The sequence below is a fragment of the Ancylobacter sp. IITR112 genome, assembly GCF_041415945.1.
Taxonomy (GTDB): domain Bacteria; phylum Pseudomonadota; class Alphaproteobacteria; order Rhizobiales; family Xanthobacteraceae; genus Ancylobacter.
In genome coordinates, this window is record NZ_JBGCUS010000001.1 from 1,217,692 (window position 1) to 1,234,797 (window position 17,106).

Annotated in this window: 17 protein-coding genes and 1 tRNA gene; 6 read left to right on the forward strand and 12 right to left on the reverse strand. The window is 66.7% G+C overall.

Features of this window, described 5'->3' with window-relative positions; all coding sequences use genetic code 11:
* Positions 1-27: 27 nt before the first annotated feature.
* A complete protein-coding gene (locus AAC979_RS05440; RefSeq protein ID WP_371345827.1) occupies positions 28-726 on the reverse strand; it encodes a L,D-transpeptidase in 699 nt (232 codons plus the stop codon).
* A 1,045-nt stretch (positions 727-1,771) separates the two neighbouring features.
* On the opposite strand from AAC979_RS05440, the gene AAC979_RS05445 reads away from it, so the two are divergent.
* Both AAC979_RS05445 and AAC979_RS05450 read left to right on the forward strand, forming a co-directional pair.
* A complete protein-coding gene (locus AAC979_RS05445) occupies positions 1,772-2,248 on the forward strand; it encodes a hypothetical protein (protein WP_371345828.1) in 477 nt (158 codons plus the stop codon).
* 1 nt (position 2,249) lies between these two features.
* Positions 2,250-2,666 carry a type II toxin-antitoxin system VapC family toxin gene (locus AAC979_RS05450; RefSeq protein WP_371345829.1) on the forward strand — a complete coding sequence of 139 codons (417 nt, stop codon included), beginning with the start codon at positions 2,250-2,252 and terminating at the stop codon, positions 2,664-2,666.
* 90 nt (positions 2,667-2,756) lie between these two features.
* Here AAC979_RS05450 and AAC979_RS05455 read toward each other — a convergent pair whose 3' ends face one another.
* Positions 2,757-3,356 (reverse strand): flavin reductase family protein, encoded by a 600-nt coding sequence (locus tag AAC979_RS05455; RefSeq protein WP_371345830.1) that lies wholly within the window; start codon positions 3,354-3,356, stop codon positions 2,757-2,759.
* Positions 3,357-3,359: 3 nt separating this feature from the next.
* Positions 3,360-3,932, reverse strand: a complete 573-nt coding sequence (locus AAC979_RS05460) for a nitroreductase (RefSeq protein ID WP_371345831.1) — start codon at positions 3,930-3,932, stop codon at positions 3,360-3,362.
* Positions 3,933-5,114: 1,182 nt separating this feature from the next.
* Between AAC979_RS05460 and AAC979_RS05465 the strand changes: the two genes are divergently transcribed.
* Together AAC979_RS05465 and AAC979_RS05470 are read left to right on the forward strand one after the other, a co-directional pair.
* The gene (locus AAC979_RS05465; protein ID WP_371345832.1) at positions 5,115-6,365 is read left to right on the forward strand and encodes a hypothetical protein; all 1,251 of its coding nucleotides are present in this window, start codon (positions 5,115-5,117) and stop codon (positions 6,363-6,365) included.
* A gap of 93 nt (positions 6,366-6,458) precedes the next feature.
* Positions 6,459-7,589, forward strand: coding sequence for a DUF2336 domain-containing protein (locus tag AAC979_RS05470; RefSeq protein ID WP_371345833.1), 1,131 nt, complete (start codon positions 6,459-6,461; stop codon positions 7,587-7,589).
* A gap of 7 nt (positions 7,590-7,596) precedes the next feature.
* Here the strand turns inward: AAC979_RS05470 and AAC979_RS05475 are convergent, their stop codons facing one another.
* The 8 genes from AAC979_RS05475 to AAC979_RS05510 all read right to left on the reverse strand — a co-directional run bounded on the left by AAC979_RS05475 (position 7,597) and on the right by AAC979_RS05510 (position 14,845).
* Positions 7,597-8,430 carry an NAD kinase gene (locus tag AAC979_RS05475; RefSeq protein WP_371345834.1) on the reverse strand — a complete coding sequence of 278 codons (834 nt, stop codon included), beginning with the start codon at positions 8,428-8,430 and terminating at the stop codon, positions 7,597-7,599.
* A gap of 89 nt (positions 8,431-8,519) precedes the next feature.
* The gene (locus tag AAC979_RS05480) at positions 8,520-8,765 is read right to left on the reverse strand and encodes a DUF3297 family protein (RefSeq protein ID WP_371345835.1); all 246 of its coding nucleotides are present in this window, start codon (positions 8,763-8,765) and stop codon (positions 8,520-8,522) included.
* A gap of 153 nt (positions 8,766-8,918) precedes the next feature.
* Positions 8,919-9,911, reverse strand: coding sequence for an MBL fold metallo-hydrolase (locus AAC979_RS05485; protein ID WP_371345836.1), 993 nt, complete (start codon positions 9,909-9,911; stop codon positions 8,919-8,921).
* 104 nt (positions 9,912-10,015) lie between these two features.
* A complete protein-coding gene (locus AAC979_RS05490; protein WP_371345837.1) occupies positions 10,016-10,606 on the reverse strand; it encodes a hypothetical protein in 591 nt (196 codons plus the stop codon).
* Between the two features lie 62 nt (positions 10,607-10,668).
* The gene (locus tag AAC979_RS05495) at positions 10,669-11,466 is read right to left on the reverse strand and encodes an ABC transporter permease (protein WP_371345838.1); all 798 of its coding nucleotides are present in this window, start codon (positions 11,464-11,466) and stop codon (positions 10,669-10,671) included.
* Positions 11,463-12,500 carry an ABC transporter permease gene (locus AAC979_RS05500; RefSeq protein WP_371345839.1) on the reverse strand — a complete coding sequence of 346 codons (1,038 nt, stop codon included), beginning with the start codon at positions 12,498-12,500 and terminating at the stop codon, positions 11,463-11,465. Before AAC979_RS05500 ends, AAC979_RS05495 begins: the two co-directional genes overlap by 4 nt.
* Positions 12,493-13,596, reverse strand: coding sequence for an ABC transporter ATP-binding protein (locus tag AAC979_RS05505; protein ID WP_371345840.1), 1,104 nt, complete (start codon positions 13,594-13,596; stop codon positions 12,493-12,495). The genes AAC979_RS05500 and AAC979_RS05505 overlap by 8 nt, the downstream gene beginning before the upstream one ends.
* A gap of 121 nt (positions 13,597-13,717) precedes the next feature.
* Complete coding sequence (locus tag AAC979_RS05510) at positions 13,718-14,845, reverse strand: extracellular solute-binding protein (protein WP_371345841.1); 1,128 nt, start codon at positions 14,843-14,845, stop codon at positions 13,718-13,720.
* Positions 14,846-15,293: 448 nt separating this feature from the next.
* Here AAC979_RS05510 and AAC979_RS05515 point away from each other — a divergent pair, with 448 nt between their 5' ends.
* Both AAC979_RS05515 and AAC979_RS05520 read left to right on the forward strand, forming a co-directional pair.
* Complete coding sequence (locus AAC979_RS05515) at positions 15,294-16,103, forward strand: TerC family protein (RefSeq protein ID WP_371345842.1); 810 nt, start codon at positions 15,294-15,296, stop codon at positions 16,101-16,103.
* A 90-nt stretch (positions 16,104-16,193) separates the two neighbouring features.
* Positions 16,194-16,892: a sulfite oxidase-like oxidoreductase gene (locus AAC979_RS05520; protein ID WP_371345843.1), complete on the forward strand. Its 699-nt coding sequence runs from the start codon at positions 16,194-16,196 to the stop codon at positions 16,890-16,892.
* Between the two features lie 52 nt (positions 16,893-16,944).
* Here AAC979_RS05520 and AAC979_RS05525 read toward each other — a convergent pair.
* Positions 16,945-17,019: transfer RNA gene (locus AAC979_RS05525), tRNA-Thr, on the reverse strand.
* Between the last annotated feature and the right edge of the window lie 87 nt (positions 17,020-17,106).

Consider the following 17,106-nt stretch of genomic DNA (forward strand, 5'->3'; position numbering starts at 1 on the left):
ATTGTGGAGCCGTCACCCGCCGCCGGCCTAGGTGCCGGCCGGCGAACCGAGCACGACGACCTTGGTTCCTACTCCCACGCGGCCATAAAGGTCGATGGCGTCCTGGTTGATCATGCGAATGCAGCCGGATGAGACATTTGTGCCGATGGTGTCGGGCTCAAGGGTCCCATGGATCCGGTAGAGTGTGTCGCGTCCGTCCTGCCAGAGATACATGGCCCGCGCCCCCAGCGGATTGGAGAGGCCACCAGGTACCCCGTCGCCACCCTGCAGCTTTGTGAGTTGCGCCTGTATGTCGGGGCGACGCTGGATCATCTCCTTGGGTGGGTACCAGTCCGGCCATTCCTGCTTGCTGTTGATGGTTGCAACGCCGGACCAACCAAACCCCTCCTTGCCAACACCGACACCATAGCGGATGGCGCGACCGCCAGGTTGCACCAAATAGAGAAAATGCGCCCGCGGATCGATGACGATGGTGCCCGGTGGGTAGCTGGAGGTATAGGCCACCTCGCGGCGGAGATAGACAGGGTCGATCTGTGACGTATCAACCGCAGCAATAGGAAATTTATCCGACACCGCTCCATACTGGCCGGGAGGTGCGTATCCTGTGGTGGCGCCCAGAGAGGTGAGGGGGCTGCTGGTCGCGGTGGTGCGTTTGCATCCGGCCAGGGTTACGGCTGCGCCGACGGCGAACAACCCGAGGAACGAGCGGCGATGAACGTCAGGCATAGAGCAACCTTTCGGGCGTTGTTTGCTGAATCTTAACCTTAGTTTGGTAAACAAATGCTTGCACCGGAAGCGGGTAAGCGGACGATTCGGTTGATCCGTGCGGGCAGTCACCCGTTGGCGACTCACGACATGTACTCTGAATATGGGTGCTGATCGGCGCGCCGCGAAGGCACTTAAGCATAAATACTAACTATCTCTCCTCATTCAGTCCTGGCCATTTCCCCCAAAGAGTGCATCTATCAACCGCAATCATGTGTCGGATCATTTGTTACGCGATAATAGTGTTTAAACAATGGGATGGCTGAAAAATCTAATAGATCGAGTGATTGCATTTGGCGGTAACATCACTGCAAACCAACGCCTAGACATATGAAGGCTCAATTTCATCCAATGGCCTGGTGTCGCTGCGATTTGTGAGGCTACCCAGCGTGAAGTGGGGTTGGCTAAAAGGGCTCCCTGGGTACATCGGCGGATGCGGTGCCGCGCCGAACTCGACAATCGGGCGGTGCTGCGTCGATGGGGCGCGGGGTGAGGCTCTCGGCTGTTCACGCGCGCGAGTCACGCCGCGTCCAGGCGTGGAGCTCAGTTAGCAATAGTGTATGAATGCCCGGCTTAGTGTTTCGATTGACATATCCACTGTCTCAGTGACCGATTTCGGGAAATTAGCTGAAGCGAGCGTCATAAACGGTATAAAAAATGGGGTTATACCAAGTAGTTAAGCGAGAAACATTGAGCGTAAAGTTAGGTCGCGTGCCGGCACGCAGAACTAAAAAGGCAGTGGTAGAGATAGGTGTGTTGAATGAATATTTATCGCGGCCTAGTAGGGCGAGCGGCTCGTTTGGATGAGGGCATTGCCGGGTGCTGGCCGGGAGGGCGGCTGCCGCTGATGGCCGGTTCTAGGTGGTGAATCGAGCTTCGGGACGGACTTGAAAGAAACAGTGATATAAGTAGCATCGGCATATGATGGATATGAGAAGGGTCGGCCATGTCTAAATACAGTGCCCTTACAACGTTTCTCTCGAGTCGCTCTCAGCCGCGAATATCTATGTCATTCGAGGACATAGAGAGAATCGTTGGATCAAAACTTCCGCAATCCGCCTTCAATCACCGGGCCTGGTGGAGCAACAATCCAACCAACAGTGTGATGACAAAAGCCTGGTTGGCTGCGGGCTTCCGATCGGAAGAGGTGGACATGACCGCGCGCAAGCTGGTGTTCAGTCGCCAGGTGCCACTGCCAAGCACGGCAGGGGCGAACAGGGTTGCGCCTGCGTCGACAGGCTCGCCGCTTGCTGGATTGTTCGGCGGGCTCAAGGGAACGCTGCACATTGAGGCCGGAACCGATCTGACCCTGCCCAGCACGGCGCCCATCTATCTCTATGGCGGCAGCGAAGTGGAGGCCCAGATCGAGGGCACCGATCCGCCGTCGCAGCCGCTGTGGCGATCCGATCACACGACCGAACTCGACCTAATGGAACAGGAAAATAATCCGTTGTTGCGGCGCAACCTTTCCGGGGAGAATTGAGATGGGCATGCCGCTTCTCCTGGATACTTGCGCAGCGCTTTGGGTGGCGCAGGGTGCGCCTATTGCCGACGAGGCGCGGGGCACGCTGATCGAGGCCCGCCTGCGCGGCGCGCCGATCTCTCTTTCGCCGATGACCGCCTGGGAACTGGGTCGCCTGGTCGAACAGGGGCGGGTGCGCCTTGCGATGGAGCCGGCGAAGTGGTTCGCCGCCCTTGCCGGCCTGCCAGGCATGAGCATCGCCCTGATGACGCCGGAGACATTGATTGCCTCCTCCTTCCTGCCCGGCCTGCCGCCGTTGGACCCGGTCGACCGGGTGCTGATCGCGACGGCGCGCGACCAGGGCTACCGGCTGATGACGCGGGATCGGGTTATTCTGGACTACGCCGCAACCGGCTATGTTCAGGCGGTTGCCTGCTAGGGACGGTTCTTGGGCTGTCGCGGGCGAGGGCGGCCGACGTCCCTGTGGCGCGCAGGACACGCACGGACGGGCGCCGCTGCGTGCCATAGGTCAGCGGGGGCGTGGCAGCGGGGTCACAGCCTCGACCCAGGCATAGTCGAGATACCCGGCGCGGGAGAGAGGCTGCAACCTCTCGATGCATACCCTGCCGGCATCGAGGAAGCGGTCGTCAATATGGATCCCGACGATCTCGCCATAGGTAACGTGTGAGCCGGTCGCGCGGCCGAAGCGGTCGACCATCTGGACTGTGTCGATCCAGACACATTCGAGCGCGCAGGGCGCTTCGGCCACACGTGGCGGCGAAACCACATGGCAGGGCGCCCGGGCCAGCCCGGCGAGGTCAAATTCGCTCTCGCCCGGCGGCAGCGGCGTGGAGGTGAGATTGACCGCCTCCATCAGAGCGCGGGTGGCGAGATTGCAGACGAAGGCTCCGGTGGCGCGCGCGTGGCGGGCCGTGTCCTTCAGCCCGCTGCTGGAGAACATGACGATGGCCGGATTTTCGCTGACAAGATTGAAGAAGGAATAGGGGGCGAGATTGGCCACCCCCTGCTCGGAGAGGGTCGAGATCCAGCCGATCGGGCGCGGCGCCACGATGGCCTTGAGCGGATTGTGCGGCAGGCCGTGATTATTGAGGCCGGGTTCGTAGAACATGGCTCAGTACCGGGTGACGAGGTCGGCGAGGGCAGGGCGGGGGCGGTCATCCTGCGGCCGGGCCAGGCTGCCGATATGCACGAAGCCGATGATGCGCTCCTCCGTCGACAGGCCCAGTGCTGCCCGCACGCGCGGATCGTAGCTGTACCATTCGGTCAGCCAGGTTCCGGCATAGCCATGCGCGTGCGCGGCGAGCAGCAGCAATGTGCAGGCCGCCGCGCCGGAGAGCGTCTGCTCCCATTCGGGGATCTTGGCGTGCGGGGCTGCCCGGGAGACCACCGCGATCACCAGCGGGGCGCGCGACAGGCGGGTGCGTTCGAGCGCGACCCGCTCGGCATCGGCCGCCGGATTGTCGGCGACGAAGACGGCGGCAATAGCCTCGCCCGCGCACTCGCGCGCCTCGCCCTCGAAGACGACGAAGCGCCAGGGGGCGAGCTTGCCGTGATCGGGCACGCGCGAGGCGATGGCCAGCATCGAGTCGCACTCGGCCGCATCCGGCGCGGGGAAGGTGAGGTCGAAAACCTTGGGGCTCTTGCGGGTGCGAAGCAGTTCGAGGGCAGGGTCGGCGGAGCTCATGGGCGCGTTCCACGGTGAATTCGGAAGGCGATCGTGCCGACCGGTGCGGGAGCCGCCACGGGGCGGCGGGAAGCGGATCACCCCAAACACGGCTGCTACCGGCCGCCGCGGCGCCGGGGGAATCACCCCTGCAGTATAATAAGGAGTCGCCGCCGCCCCGAGCCCGCAGAGCCGAGGTCGCGGGGAGGCAGGCGGCCGGAAAGGTGGCCGGGCTGGCAGGAGCCATGCGTGTCTCGGCTGGGTCGTGCGCGGCCGGACCACGCGAGGCCGGGCGGCTGGACGGGGGGCGGCGCGCGGTGCTTTTCGGGACGGCGCCCGCGGGGGTAAGGGGCGCTCGGCTTCCTGCAGGGAGTGCCGGAAAGGGCCGGGGCCAGGCGGCGCCGGCAGCGGGCCCGGTGTGGGGCCGGAGGTTTCCTCTCCCATGGGTGACAGAACCGCGGAGACACAACCCGGGAGTGGGGGCATCGCGCCGGGCATCTCAGCGGGGCGGTGCACGCTGCTGCTGTTGATCCGCCCCAGGGACAGAGCTGATCCGCGCCGGCTCGGCATCGCCGGCTGCAGATGCGGGCGACGGGGCACGAGCTTCGGGCTGCCGTGCCTCGCTCCGCCGAATGCGGGCCGGCGTGCCGTGGTGCCGGAAGGCAGGAGCGCTCCTTTGCCCGTGTCGCTCCACCGCGACCCGTACCCGATGAGCTTCGCGCCGCCGGGCTATCGGCTGTGTTCCTTGTCCGGGCGCGGGCGGGGCGATGGTGCTGCAAGAGTGCGTCCCGGGGGGCGGAGGAGAGTCGCGCCGACTCCCCGTCACCCGGCTGAGAGGACGCGCAACGCCTTGAGCCTCGCTCCGCCGAACGCTCGCCGCACGGCGCGACCCGGACGAGGAGCGGGAGGTGATGTGCCCTTGCGCCTGCCGGGCTGCGACAGGGGCCGTCGATCCTCACGCCGTGGGGCGCGGCCCCGCCGCGCCGGCAGCCCTCGCGCTGCAAGGCGGGCGGTTGCTTTCCTTCCCGATTTCTGCCCGTGCCCGTGTTCGCCCGTGCCGGTGCCTGTCGCTGGCGGCGGTTCTCGCCAATGGCGGCTCTCGCCAATGGCCGGGGGCGTCTTATCGGGTGGAGGGCTCGCGGCCCGTCCGCGCGCGAAGAGCTGACTTGAATTCGCCTCTGTTTGGAGGCACGAACGGCGGCGATGTCCCAACGTGTGCACTCCCCTGATCGCCGGTGTCCTGCCCCTGTTCGGCCGACGCAGAAGCGCGGCTATGCCGCCGCCGCGGCGGTGCGCCGAGCGGCAGCGCTTCTGTGCGCGCTGGCGTTTGCAAGCGGGGCCATGGTTCAGCAGGCGGCGGCGCAGCCGACGATGACGCAGATGGCCGGGGCGCCGATTGCCGCCGGGCTCGCGGCGAATGCGGGCGCGGACGGGGAGCGGCTGGCGCAGCTTGCGCCGTTCCAGTCGCCGACGCCCTCGCCCTTCAACCCGCCGCAGATCCAGCCCTCCCGCGCGCTGCCCTTTGTCGGCGCGCCGCCGCCGGCGCCCCCGCCGTCCGGCAGCGCCGGGCCCTCGGCCCGGATTCCTGCCACCGGGCGGGCGGAGGGCGGCGATCCGCACACCATCCTGCCGCAGCCACCGGCCGGCAAGGTGGCGATCGGCATGAGCGCGCGTTTCGGCGAAAAGGAAGGGCTGATTGCGCGCGGCCTCATCTGGCGTGTCTTTGCCGATCGGCCGGAAGCGTCGGGTGCCTATCCGCTGGTGGCGGAGGCGGCCGATCCCGCCCCGGTGTTCTTCCTCTCGCCCGGCGGCTATGTCGTGCATGTCGCCTATGGCCTTGCCAGCGTGGCGCGGCGCATCGTGGTCGGCGAGGAATCGCGGCGCGAGCAACTGGTCGTCCCCGCCGGCGCCGTCACCCTGCACAGCGATGTCGGCGACAAGCCGGTGCCGCCGGAAAAGGTGACCTATGATCTGTTCGAAGGCAGCTTCCTGCAGGGGCGGGCGTCGAGCCGGCCCTATTATCGCGGGGCCAATGCCGGCGATCTCATCATCCTGCCGGCCGGCGACTATTATGTCGTCTCCACCTATGGCGACGGCAATGCGGTGATTCAGGCCGATCTCGCCGTGGCCCCGGGCAAGGTGACGGACGCCACGCTGCACCACCGCGCGGGCGAGGTGACCTTGCGTCTGGTGAAGGTGGCCGGAGGCGATCCGCTGCCGGAGGCGCAATGGTCGATCAGCACGCCGGGCGGCGACAGCGTCAAGGAATCGATCAATGCCGAGCCGACCTTCGCCCTCGCCGAAGGCGAATATACCGCGCTGGCGCGCTTCGAGGGTAAGACCTACAGCAAGGTGTTCACGGTCGAGACCGGCAAGAACGAGCAGGTCGAGGTGCTTGTCGGCGAACAGGTGACGCCGGGCGCGCTCGACGGGCAGGACGGCAGCGGCGATTGATCGTCCCGTCATCGCGGCCCGCTATGGTCAACGCTTTCTTAAGCCGGGTGCGCGCATCATCGCTGCCGAGTTGAACCGGGCCGGGAGTGCGCCATGATCGTGCGTCAGTTTCTCGATTGGGCGCGGACCGCCCCGGAGGATGCGCGGGCCAAGGCGGTCGCCGCGCTCGCCCGCGCCTATGTCCGCCCGGAACTCGGCGCGGCCGAGCGCGCCGAGATCGACGAGGCGCTGCCGGCGCTGGTGGCCGATCCCTCGCCGCGCGTGCAGGGAGAGCTCGCCGCCGCGCTCTGCCGCCACCCGCTGGTGCCGGCCGATATCGCGCTGCGGCTGGCGCGGCTTCCCGGCGAGGCCGGCGAACAGATGCTGCAGCATTCCCCCGTTCTCAACATGCGCGAACTGATTGCGCTGTCCGCCAGCGGCGACGCGCTGCGGCAGGAAGCCATCGCCCGGCGCGAGGGCCTGCCGGCGCCGGTGGCGGCGCTGCTGGCCGAGATCGGCGATGTCGGCGTGGTGCTGGCGCTGGTAAGCAACCCCACGGCGGATGTGCCCGGCTTCGCTCTCGGCCATATCGTCTCGCGCTTCGGCCGCGTGCCGGAACTGCGCGAGGCGCTGCTGAGCCGGCCCGACCTGCCGGCGGCGGCGCATCAGGCGCTGATCCGGGTGGTGGCCGGCGCGCTCTCGGCCTTCATCGAGGAGCGCCAGTGGCTCTCGCCGCCCGAGGCGGCGCGGCTGGCGCGCGAAGCCTGCGACCAGGCGACGGTGACCCAGGCCGCCGCCGCGGATTTCTCGCAGACCCGCGCGCTGGTTCAGGGCCTGCAGGCGAGGGGGGAACTGACCTCGGCGCTGGTGCTGCGCTCGCTGCTCTCCGGCCAGATGCGGCTGTTTCTGGAAGCGGTCTCGGTGCTGTCGGGCATCGCCGTCGACCACGTCGCCGCGCTCGCCGCCGACCGTTCGGGCGACGCCTTCAGGGTGCTCTATGACCGGCTGGGACTGCCGCCGGGCGCCTATATCGCCTTCCGCACCGCGCTTGGCGTCGTGCAGTGCGAAGCCTATGTCGACGATCTCGACGAGGAGCCGGGGCTGCGGCTGCGCATTCTCGACGAGGTGCTCGCCGCTTATGAGGAAGCGGGCGAGAGCGCGCAGGGCAACCGCATCGTCGGCATGCTGCACCGCTGGCAGACGGAAGCGCGCGAGCGGTCGGAGCGGCAGAGCCTCGCCGCGTGAGGGCGACTCAGCCGAACTGCTCGGCCAGAATGCGCTCCTCGATCGAGTGATCGCGGTCGACCAGCATGGTCATGGAGGAGTTGGGGTCGAGCCGGGCGCGCACAGCGACCACGTCGCGCACCTCGAAATGATCCGCCGTGGCGTTCACCGGGCGCTTCTCGAACTCCATCACCGCAATGTCGACGCGGGCGCGGTCGGGCACCAGCGCCCCACGCCAGCGGCGCGGGCGGAAGGCGGAAATCGGCGTGACCGCCAGTAGCGGCGTGCCGATGGGCAGGATCGGGCCCTGGGCGGAGAGATTATAGGCGGTGGAGCCGGCGGGCGTCGCCACCAGCACGCCGTCGCAGATCAGTTCCTCCATGCGCACCTTGCCGTCAATGGCGATGCGCAGCTTCGCCGCCTGGTAGGACTGGCGGATCAGCGACACTTCGTTGATGGCCCAGGCGCGATGCTGGCGCCCCTTCACATCGGTGGCTTCCATCATCAGCGGGTGGATGACCACGCGCTGCGACGCGGCGAGGCGGGCGGGCAGATCCTCCTCGCGAAAGCTGTTCATGAGGAAGCCGACCGAGCCGCGATTCATGCCATAGATCGGCCGGTCGGTGTCGCGGAAGCGGTGCAGGGTCTGCAGCATGAAGCCGTCGCCGCCGAGCGCGACGATGACATCAGCATCCTCAGCCGCCACCGCGCCGTAGCGCGCGTTCAGGCGGGCCTGCGCCTGCTGCGCATCCGGCGCCTCGCTGGCGACGAAGGCGATGCGGCCGAATCCAGGCGCAGCCTCGGCCCCGGCGGGGCTCGAAGCGGCGGGGCTGGAAACGGCAGGGCGTGCGATGTCGTTCATGCGGGCAGCCCGGTGTGGAGTGCGGTGACAGGCCCGACGGGGCCGCCTGCGTGTGATCTATACGCCGTAACGGCGGGCCGTCGAGCCGCTCATTCACCCGGCGTGCGCAGATAGGGCTCGACCGGCCCGACCAGCTTCACCGTCATCGGGTTGCCGGCACGGTCCCGCGCCTTGCCGACGGAGACGCGAATCCAGCCTTCGCTGACGCAATATTCCTCGACATTGGTCTTTTCCACGCCCTTGAAGCGGATGCCGATGCCGCGCTCCAGCAGTTCCGCGTCGTGGAACGGGCTGTTCGGATCGCTCGACAGGCGGTCGGGAAGGGTGTCGGACATGGCGAGGCCTCAGCTTGCAAAACAGATGGGGCGAGACATAGCCCCGCCCCGCCGCTTTTGCCAAGTCGCGCGCCAAGGGGCGCGCCAAGGGGCGCGCCACGTCGCGCGCCAAGGGGCGCGTCAGGTCGCGCACCCCGCGTCGCGCCGGCGCCGTCAGAGCACCGGGCGCCAGAGTACCGGTACCACGGCGTAGCCCTCGCCTTCCTTGCGGATGAAGCCGGTGGCCGGGAAAGGGTAGTGATAGCCGGTGAGCTGCAGCCGCTCCGCCGCCACCATGTCGTAGATGCGGCGGCGGGTCTCCACCGCCTTGGCGCCGTCCATGTCGAACTGCACCTGCCACTCCGGATTCGGCGCGAACAGGATCGGCGTGTTGGTGGTATCGGACTGGATGAACAGGCGCTCATTGCCGGAGGCGAAGATGAACGCCGTGTGGCCCGGCGTGTGGCCGGCGGCATTGACGCTGGTCAGGCCGGGGGCGATCTCCTTGTCCCAGCCATAGCGGTTGACCTTGCTGTCAATATCCTTGAACACCCTGCGGACATTGGCGAAATTGGCCTTCAGCGCCTCGGGCGCCCGGCTCATCTCACCCTCATCCATCCAGAACGCCCATTCGGCCTCCGGCACCAGGATTTCCGCATTGGGGAAGGCTAGCCCGCCATCGGGAGTGCGCAGGCCGTTAATGTGGTCGCCGTGGAAATGCGAGATCACCACCGTCTCGATATCGGCGGGCTTGACCCCGGCCCAGGCGAGATTGGCCTGCAGCCGCCCGACCGGCGCATTGCCCGGTTGTGGGCCATTGCCGGTGTCGATCAGGGTGAGTTTGCCGCCATTATTGATCAGCAGCGGGTTGAACGGGATCGACATCGTGTCCTTCGGCAGGAAGGCCCGTTCGAGCGCCGCGTTCACCTCCTCGCGCGTGGCATTGCGGACGAAGCCATCCGGCAGCGGGAAGGTGCGCATGCCGTCATTCACTGCCGTCATCTCCGCCGAGCCGACGCGGTAGCGGTACAGCCCCGGCACCTGCTGTCCGGACCCGGTCTGCGCCGCCGCCGGCGAGGGAGCCGCGGCCAGCAGCGGCAGGGCGGCCGGCAGCGCGGCCAGGCTGGCGGCGCCGGCGAGCGCATGGCGGCGAGACATCGGGCTCATGGCGGTCTCCATTGTGTGACGTGCGTCGAGGGCTAGCGCACGCTAGTGCGACCGCGCCGGGCGGTCACGACCGCAGGCATCACGTTCGGGTGAAGATAGCCGGCTTAGAATTTCTGCTTGAAGCCCAGTTCGATGCCGTCATAGGCGGGACGGCCATCGGTCCAGTCGCGTTCGACCACGAGGGTTATGGCGGTGTGTTCGCTCACCCAATAGCTGATGCCGGTGGCGACTTCGGGCGTGTTGTAATTGTTGCTGTTGTCGAAAGCGTTGCGGTAGCGCAGCTTCACTGCTGTCCAGGTAAGCTGCGGCGTGATGGGAATGTCGAGGCTGCCGGTGAAGAAGTAATAGGGAAAGTTCTCCGGCCGGCGGGATTCGATGAAATGCTGGCCGGCGCCGGCCATGAATGTCAGCGCGAAGGCACCGAAATTATGGGTGTAGCCCAGCGAGCCGTCGACATTGATCCTGTAGTCCGTGGTTCGCGCGGTGTCATAATATTTGCCGGCTAATGCTACCACGACATTGTTGTCGAAGGTGTGGGTGAGGCCGAGGCCCCAATCGGTGCCGGTGGTGTCGCTGAAATCGTCCGCCCGGCGCTCGGTGGTGACATTGCCATAAAGCGTGGTGCTGCCGGCAAGGGCGGGCGTGAGCGGGCCGGCGAGCAGGAGGCCGGCGGCGAGAAGCGGTACGGCGCGCATGAGCGTCCCCGGAAGTGAGGTGCGGAGCAGGGGCAATAGCGGCAGGCGGGCGCCCGGCGCGGCTACGCCTGCGGCCTCTTCTTCAGCGCGACATAGGCGACGGCGGCAATGAGCGTCAGGCCGACAAAGATCACACCGACCACATTGATGACCGGCGAGAGCCCGAAGCGCAGCCGCGAGGCGATCTCGGTAACGAGCGTCCACTCGCCGCCAATGGCGAACACCGTGGTGTTGTAGTTCTCGAATGATTGCAGGAACGCGACAACGGCAGCGGTGAAGCAGGTGGGCGCGAGAAAGGGCAGGGTGATGCGCCGGAACACCAGCGTGTGGCTGGCGCCGAGGTCCAGCGCCGCCTCTTCCAGCGTGCGGTCCTGCCGCTGCAGCCGGGCGAGGAACAGCAGCATCGCGTAGGAGGCGATGAAGCTCGACTGCGCCATGACGGCGACGAACAGCCCTCCGGGTACGCCGAATTCGCGCCAGAAGATCAGGCTGGAAATGCCGAGAATGATGCCGGGCGTCAGCACCGGTGAGACCAGCACCGAATAGAGCACGGTGCCGGAGCGCTGGCCGAGCCGGGTGAGGATCAGCGCCCCCGCGAGGCCGGCGGGGATCGACACGGCGATCACGCCGAGCGCCACCAGCACCGAATTCACCAGCCCCTGCAGCAGCCGCTGGTCATGGGCGAGGGCGACGAACCATTTCAGCGTGAAGCCGTGCCACTGGGTGACGGAGGGATAATCGAACGAATTGAACGCCGCCGCCGACATCACCGCCAGCGGCAGGAACAGGTAGAGCACGAACAGGCCGATATAGATGTTCAGCACCAGCCGCGCGCCGGCGCTCTCGGTCGCGGCGCTCATTTGGCGATATCCCTCAGCCCGACGCCGAACAGGCGCATCATCAGAAGAATGAAGGCGGTGCAAACGACGAGCAGCGACACGGCATAGGCCGAGCCCATGTTCCAGTTGTTCGCCTCATAGAACTGCCGGTAGACGAGCTGGCTGAACCAGTCGCCGCCCTGTCCGCGCGTCATGATCGCCGGCACGGAATAGGAGCCGGCGGACAACATGAAGGTCATGATGCAGCCCACTGCGATGCCCGGCTTGGCATGGGGAATGATGACGCGGCGATGGATGCGCAGAGTGGAGGCGCCGAGATCGCGCGCCGCCTCGATCTGGTTGCGGTCCAGCGTCTCCAGCGTGTTCACCATCGGGAACACCATGAACAGCACATAGGTGTAGATCATCGCCAGGAAGACGGCGGAGGGGTTTTCCAGGAAGGGTATCCACTCGCGTGCGTCGAGATTGAGGAAACCCATCCACTGCAGCAGCCCATTGATGACGCCGCGATAGTCGAGGATCATCAGCCAGGCATAGACGCGCAGCAGCTCGTTGATGGCATAGGGCACGATCAGCGCGACCATCAGGATGATCGCCTTGCGCGGCCCGCTCGCCAGCGCCACCACATAGGCGACGGGGTAGCAGACGATCAGCGCCAGCGCCGTGACCATCAGCGCGTAGAGGATGGTGCGCACGAAGATGTAGAAATGCAGCCCGCTCATGCGGGTGAAATTGGCGAGGCCGTAGCTCTTCGGCGGGTCTTTTTCCTGCGCCTCCAGCGTGGCGATTTCGGCCTGCTTCTGCGCCAGGCTCTGGTCGAAGGCCGCCTTCTTCGCCGGATCGGTCTCGGCCTGCCGATCGAGTTCGATCAGCGAGATGTCGTTATAGAGCCGGTCGATGGTGAGCGAGACATCGCCCTTGGATTCGCGCCACCACAGTGACTGCTCCACCATCGCCCCGAGCGGGACGAGAATGAGCACCAGCACCCAGGCGACGGCGATGCCGATGATGACGGCGGCGAGCGGCCGGCCATAGGCGCGCGACAGGCTACCCATGGGCGAGCGCTCCCGGCGGATAGACGAGCGCGTCATCAATACCGAAGGAGAGGGTCAATTCGTCCGGCAGCGCACGCACCGCCGGGCCGTTCGGCACGGTGACGGTCAGCGTCTGGCCGGCGGCGGCGCATTGCAGATGCACCGAGGCGCCCTCAAGGCTGCGGGCGGCGAGACGGACCGGAACCGTGTTGGCCGTGGCGGCGTCGCCGCTGCCGAGCGCGATGCGTTCCGGCCGCACCAGCAGCAGCGCCTCCTCGCCGACGCGCAGCGGACCCTTCACGCGCCCTTCGAGCCGGCCGATCGACGTGTCGACCAGCGCCTGCGTGTCGGCCATGCTGGCGACCGTGCCGCGCAGCACATTCTGCTCGCCGACGAAGCTGGCCACGAACGGCGTGGCAGGGTCGGCATAAAGCGTGTCCGCGTCGGCGACCTGTTCCAGCCGGCCGCGGCTCATCACCGCCACGCGGTCGGACATGGCCAGCGCCTCGCCCTGGTCGTGGGTGATGTAGATGAAGGTGATGCCCACCCGCTTCTGGATGGCGCGCAATTCGCTGCGCATATGCTGGCGCAGCTTTAGGTCGAGGGCGGAGAGCGGCTCGTCCAGCAGCAGCACGGCCGGCTCCACCGCCAGCGCCCGGGCGATGGCGACGCGCTGGCGCTGCCCGCCGGACAGATCGGCCGGCTTCTTGTCGCCATAGCCGCCGAGCGCCACGAGTTCGAGCAGTTCCTGCGCGCGCTTCAGCCGCTCGGCCTTGCGCACGCCGCGCGCCTCCAGCCCGAAGGCGACATTCTCGGCGACGCTCATCAGCGGGAACAGCGCGAGATTCTGGAAGATCAGCGCGGTGGGGCGCTCATTCGGGCCCTTGCCCGCCATGTCCTCGCCGCCGATCAGCACCCGGCCGGCGCTCGGCTCGATGAAGCCGGAAATGGTGCGCAGCAGCGTGGTCTTGCCGCAGCCGGAGGGGCCGAGGATGGAGAAGAACTCGCCGGCGTGAATGGACAGGTCGGTGGGCTGCACGGCGGTGGAATCGCCGAAGCGGATCGACACCTGGTCGAGACGCACATCTTTGCCGCGCAGGGAGCTTGCTTCAGCCATGGTGGGGTCTGTCCTCGCCGGCGTGTCCGGCCGTCCATGTCGTCGGGGCCGTGCCCGGCGGGCGGCAGGCATCCCCGGAGCGTGCCCCGGGGATGCGGTGGTGTCGGTCGCGGCCGGTCGATCAGCTATTGGTCAGCTTCTCGACATACTCGCCGCGCAGCTTGGCGTAGAAATCGGTCTGCATCGGCCACCAGAACAGGTTGTCGATGGTGCCGGCCGGATAGGCCGCATCGAACGCCGCCCGGGCTTCCTCGGAGAGGAACTGCTGGGCGCCGGCGGCGCAGCTGTTGTAGCCGGTGGTGTTGGCGAAGCGGGCGCCGACTTCCGGCTGGTAGATGAAATTGGCGAAGGCGTAGGCCTGTTCGACATTTTCCGCGCCCGAGGGGATGCCGAGCGTGTCGGTCCAGGCGAGACCGCCTTCCTTCGGCATGCCGTAGCTCCACTTCTTGTCGGTGTTGCGGTGGAGCAGGATGCCGGTCGTGTCCCAGGTCTGGCCGATGGAGCAGCCGGCGTCCGTGAAGGCGGCGGTCGCCTCGGTGGCGTTGTTCCAGTAGGCGCCGATATTGCCCTTATGGGCGAGGATGTATTTGAGCACGCCCTCAAACACGCGGCGCGACTCGGCCTCCGACTTGTAGAGGTCCATGCCACGGTCCGACTTCAGCTCGCCGGTGGCGTCGAGATAGAGCGCGACGCCGTTGAACACCGACTTCTGGCGGATGGCGGTCTGCTTGGGATGGTCGGCGAGCCACATGTCGCCATAGGAAATCTCGCCGGACTTCTTGCCGGGGAACTTGGTCGAATCCCAGGTGATGCCCTCGGTGCCCCAGTCGAAGGGCACGAGATAGCGCTTGCCGCGATAGGCGGCGCCGAGCTTCAGCGAGTTGCGGTAGATCGAGGGGATGATGAGGTTCGACTGGAACTTCGCCTCGTCGATCGGCTGGAGCAGGTTGTCCTTGTAGTAATTCGGGCCGGTGTCGACCGACGGGAAGATGATGTCGAAGCCCTTGCCGCCCGCCGCGCGCAGCTTGTTCTCGCACTCTTCATTCGAGCCATAGGTCGACAGGTTCACCTTGACGCCGGTGGCGTTGGTGAAGTCGGCCAGCAGGGTGTTCTTGTCGAAATAATCGCCCCAGGCATAGACGTTGAGCGAGCCGGAGGTGGCAAGCGCGTCGTGCGCGCGCAGCACGACCGGCGCGGCAAGCGCGAAGGCGCCGGCCTTCATCAGGTCACGACGGGAAAAGCGGGTCATAGGTACCTCCCATTGCCCCCGGAGGGCGAAACGGCGTCCGCTCTAGTTCGGGGCGATGAATGGACGATGACACGGCCTCGGTGCGCGCGAAAGCGGCTGTCGCGCGGCGGCAGCCGCCGCTGGGATTTGTCCAGCGCTTCAACCGGAGAGGGCCTTGCCGCTGCGGCACATCCTTGCCGGGGGTGCGACAATCTGTCATGCACAGACAGGATGGCTTTGACCCGCACCTGCCTTACCTTCTCACGACCCGTTGATCCGGGCCCCTCTGACGCGAGCCGCCGGCGTTCGCGTGATGTCGGATCGCTTCCGATGTCGCGCCGGCAGGACTGTGTCGCAATGATCCTTTTACCCTTAGCCGCCGCATCCGCATGTCCGCTTCGTGCGTTGACGCACCGTGGGGGCGGCCGCGCCTTCCGCCATGTCTTGGCCAAGTCTGGGGAGTGATCCGGTGGAATATTTGATGGAACTTGCCGCCAGCCCGGCGGCCTGGGCGGCTCTGGTGACGCTGGTCGCGATGGAAGTCGTGCTCGGCATCGACAACCTGCTGTTCATTTCGATCCTGACCAACAAACTGCCCGAGGATATTCGCCCGCGCGCGCGCCGCATCGGCATCGGGCTGGCGTTGGTGATGCGTCTCGGTCTGCTCAGCACCATCGCCATCATCGTCACGCTGGTGGAGCCGGTATTCTCGGTGTTCGGCCATGCCTTTTCCTGGCGCGACATCATCCTGATCGCCGGCGGCCTGTTCCTGGTGTGGAAGGCGACCAAGGAAATCCACCACAGCATGGCCCCGCATGACGAGCAGGAAGCCTCGCTCGGCGGCACGCTGCAGGTGAGCTTCGGCGCCGCCATCGTGCAGATCCTGATCCTCGACCTCGTCTTCTCCGTCGACAGCATCATCACCGCCGTCGGCATGACCGAGCACATCCCGATCATGGTGATCGCGGTCGTGTTCGCCGTGCTCACCATGCTGTTCGCCGCCGGCCCGCTGGCGAACTTCATCAACCGCAACCCGTCCATCGTGATGCTGGCGCTCGGCTTCCTGCTGCTGATCGGCACCACGCTGATCGCGGAAGGCTTCGGCGCCCATGTCTCGAAGGGGTATATTTACACCGCCATGGCGTTCTCGGCTGGCGTCGAGGGGCTGAACATGCTGCAGCGCAAGCGCCGGCCGACCGCGGCCGGGCAGGCGGCGGCCGGGCATCCTCACCCCGCGCCGGACGCCGCGCCGGCGGATTCCAGCCGGCTCAGCGCCTGAATGTGACGGCCGGCGACGTGGGAAAGCAAAAGCCCGCGCCGCCGGACAATGATAGGATCGGGCTCTTTCTCCACTGAAGGAGCCCGGCCCATGACGGATCCCGAAGGCCCGCACCACCCCGCGGAGGACGGCGGCGTTCTTCCTCCCGACAGCAAGCTCACCCGCACCAAGCGCGCCTGGGCGCAGGCCGGCAAATTCCTCACCGGCCGCGTCACCCGCCCGGAAGAGGACCGCCTTCCGCCCGGCCAGCATCTGGTGCGCGACTGGCCGGTGCTTGATCTCGGCATGCAGCCGCGCATCGCACCGGACCGCTGGCGGCTCGATGTGACCGGCGAGGTGGAAAACCCGGTCTCCTGGGACTGGCCGACCTTCCGCGCGCAGAAGCAGACGGCGGAAACCACCGATATTCACTGCGTCACCACCTGGTCGCGCTACGATAATCGCTGGGAGGGGCTCGCCACGCGCGATCTGCTCGATGTGGTGATGCCGCGCGAGGGCGCGCGCTTCGTGCTGCTGCACGCCTATGACGGCTACATCACCAATCTTGCGCTGGAAGACTTCGCGGCGGAAGACGCGCTGATCGTCCATAGCTGGGAGGGCAAGCCGCTCACCACGGAGCATGGCGGCCCGGCGCGGCTGGTGGTGCCGCATCTCTACTTCTGGAAAAGCGCGAAATGGCTGAAGAAGATCGAGTTTGTCGTCGCCGACAAACGCGGCTTCTGGGAGGAGAACGGCTACCACAACCACGCCGACCCGTGGAAGGAAGAGCGCTATTCCGACGAGGAGTGAGAGGCGCCCCGCCTGGCCCGGCGGCTTCGTCCGTTCGGGCCGGCGGGGAAAATGGTGCCGGCTGAGGGGATCGAACCCCCGACCTTCGGTTTACAAAACCGCTGCACTACCGCTGTGCTAAGCCGGCCCGCCGGCGGGCGCCGGGGCTCGCCGGAGCGGCGAGGAGGGTTTCTTCGCCGATGGCCGCCGCCCGGTCAAGTCGGGCGCGCGGCGC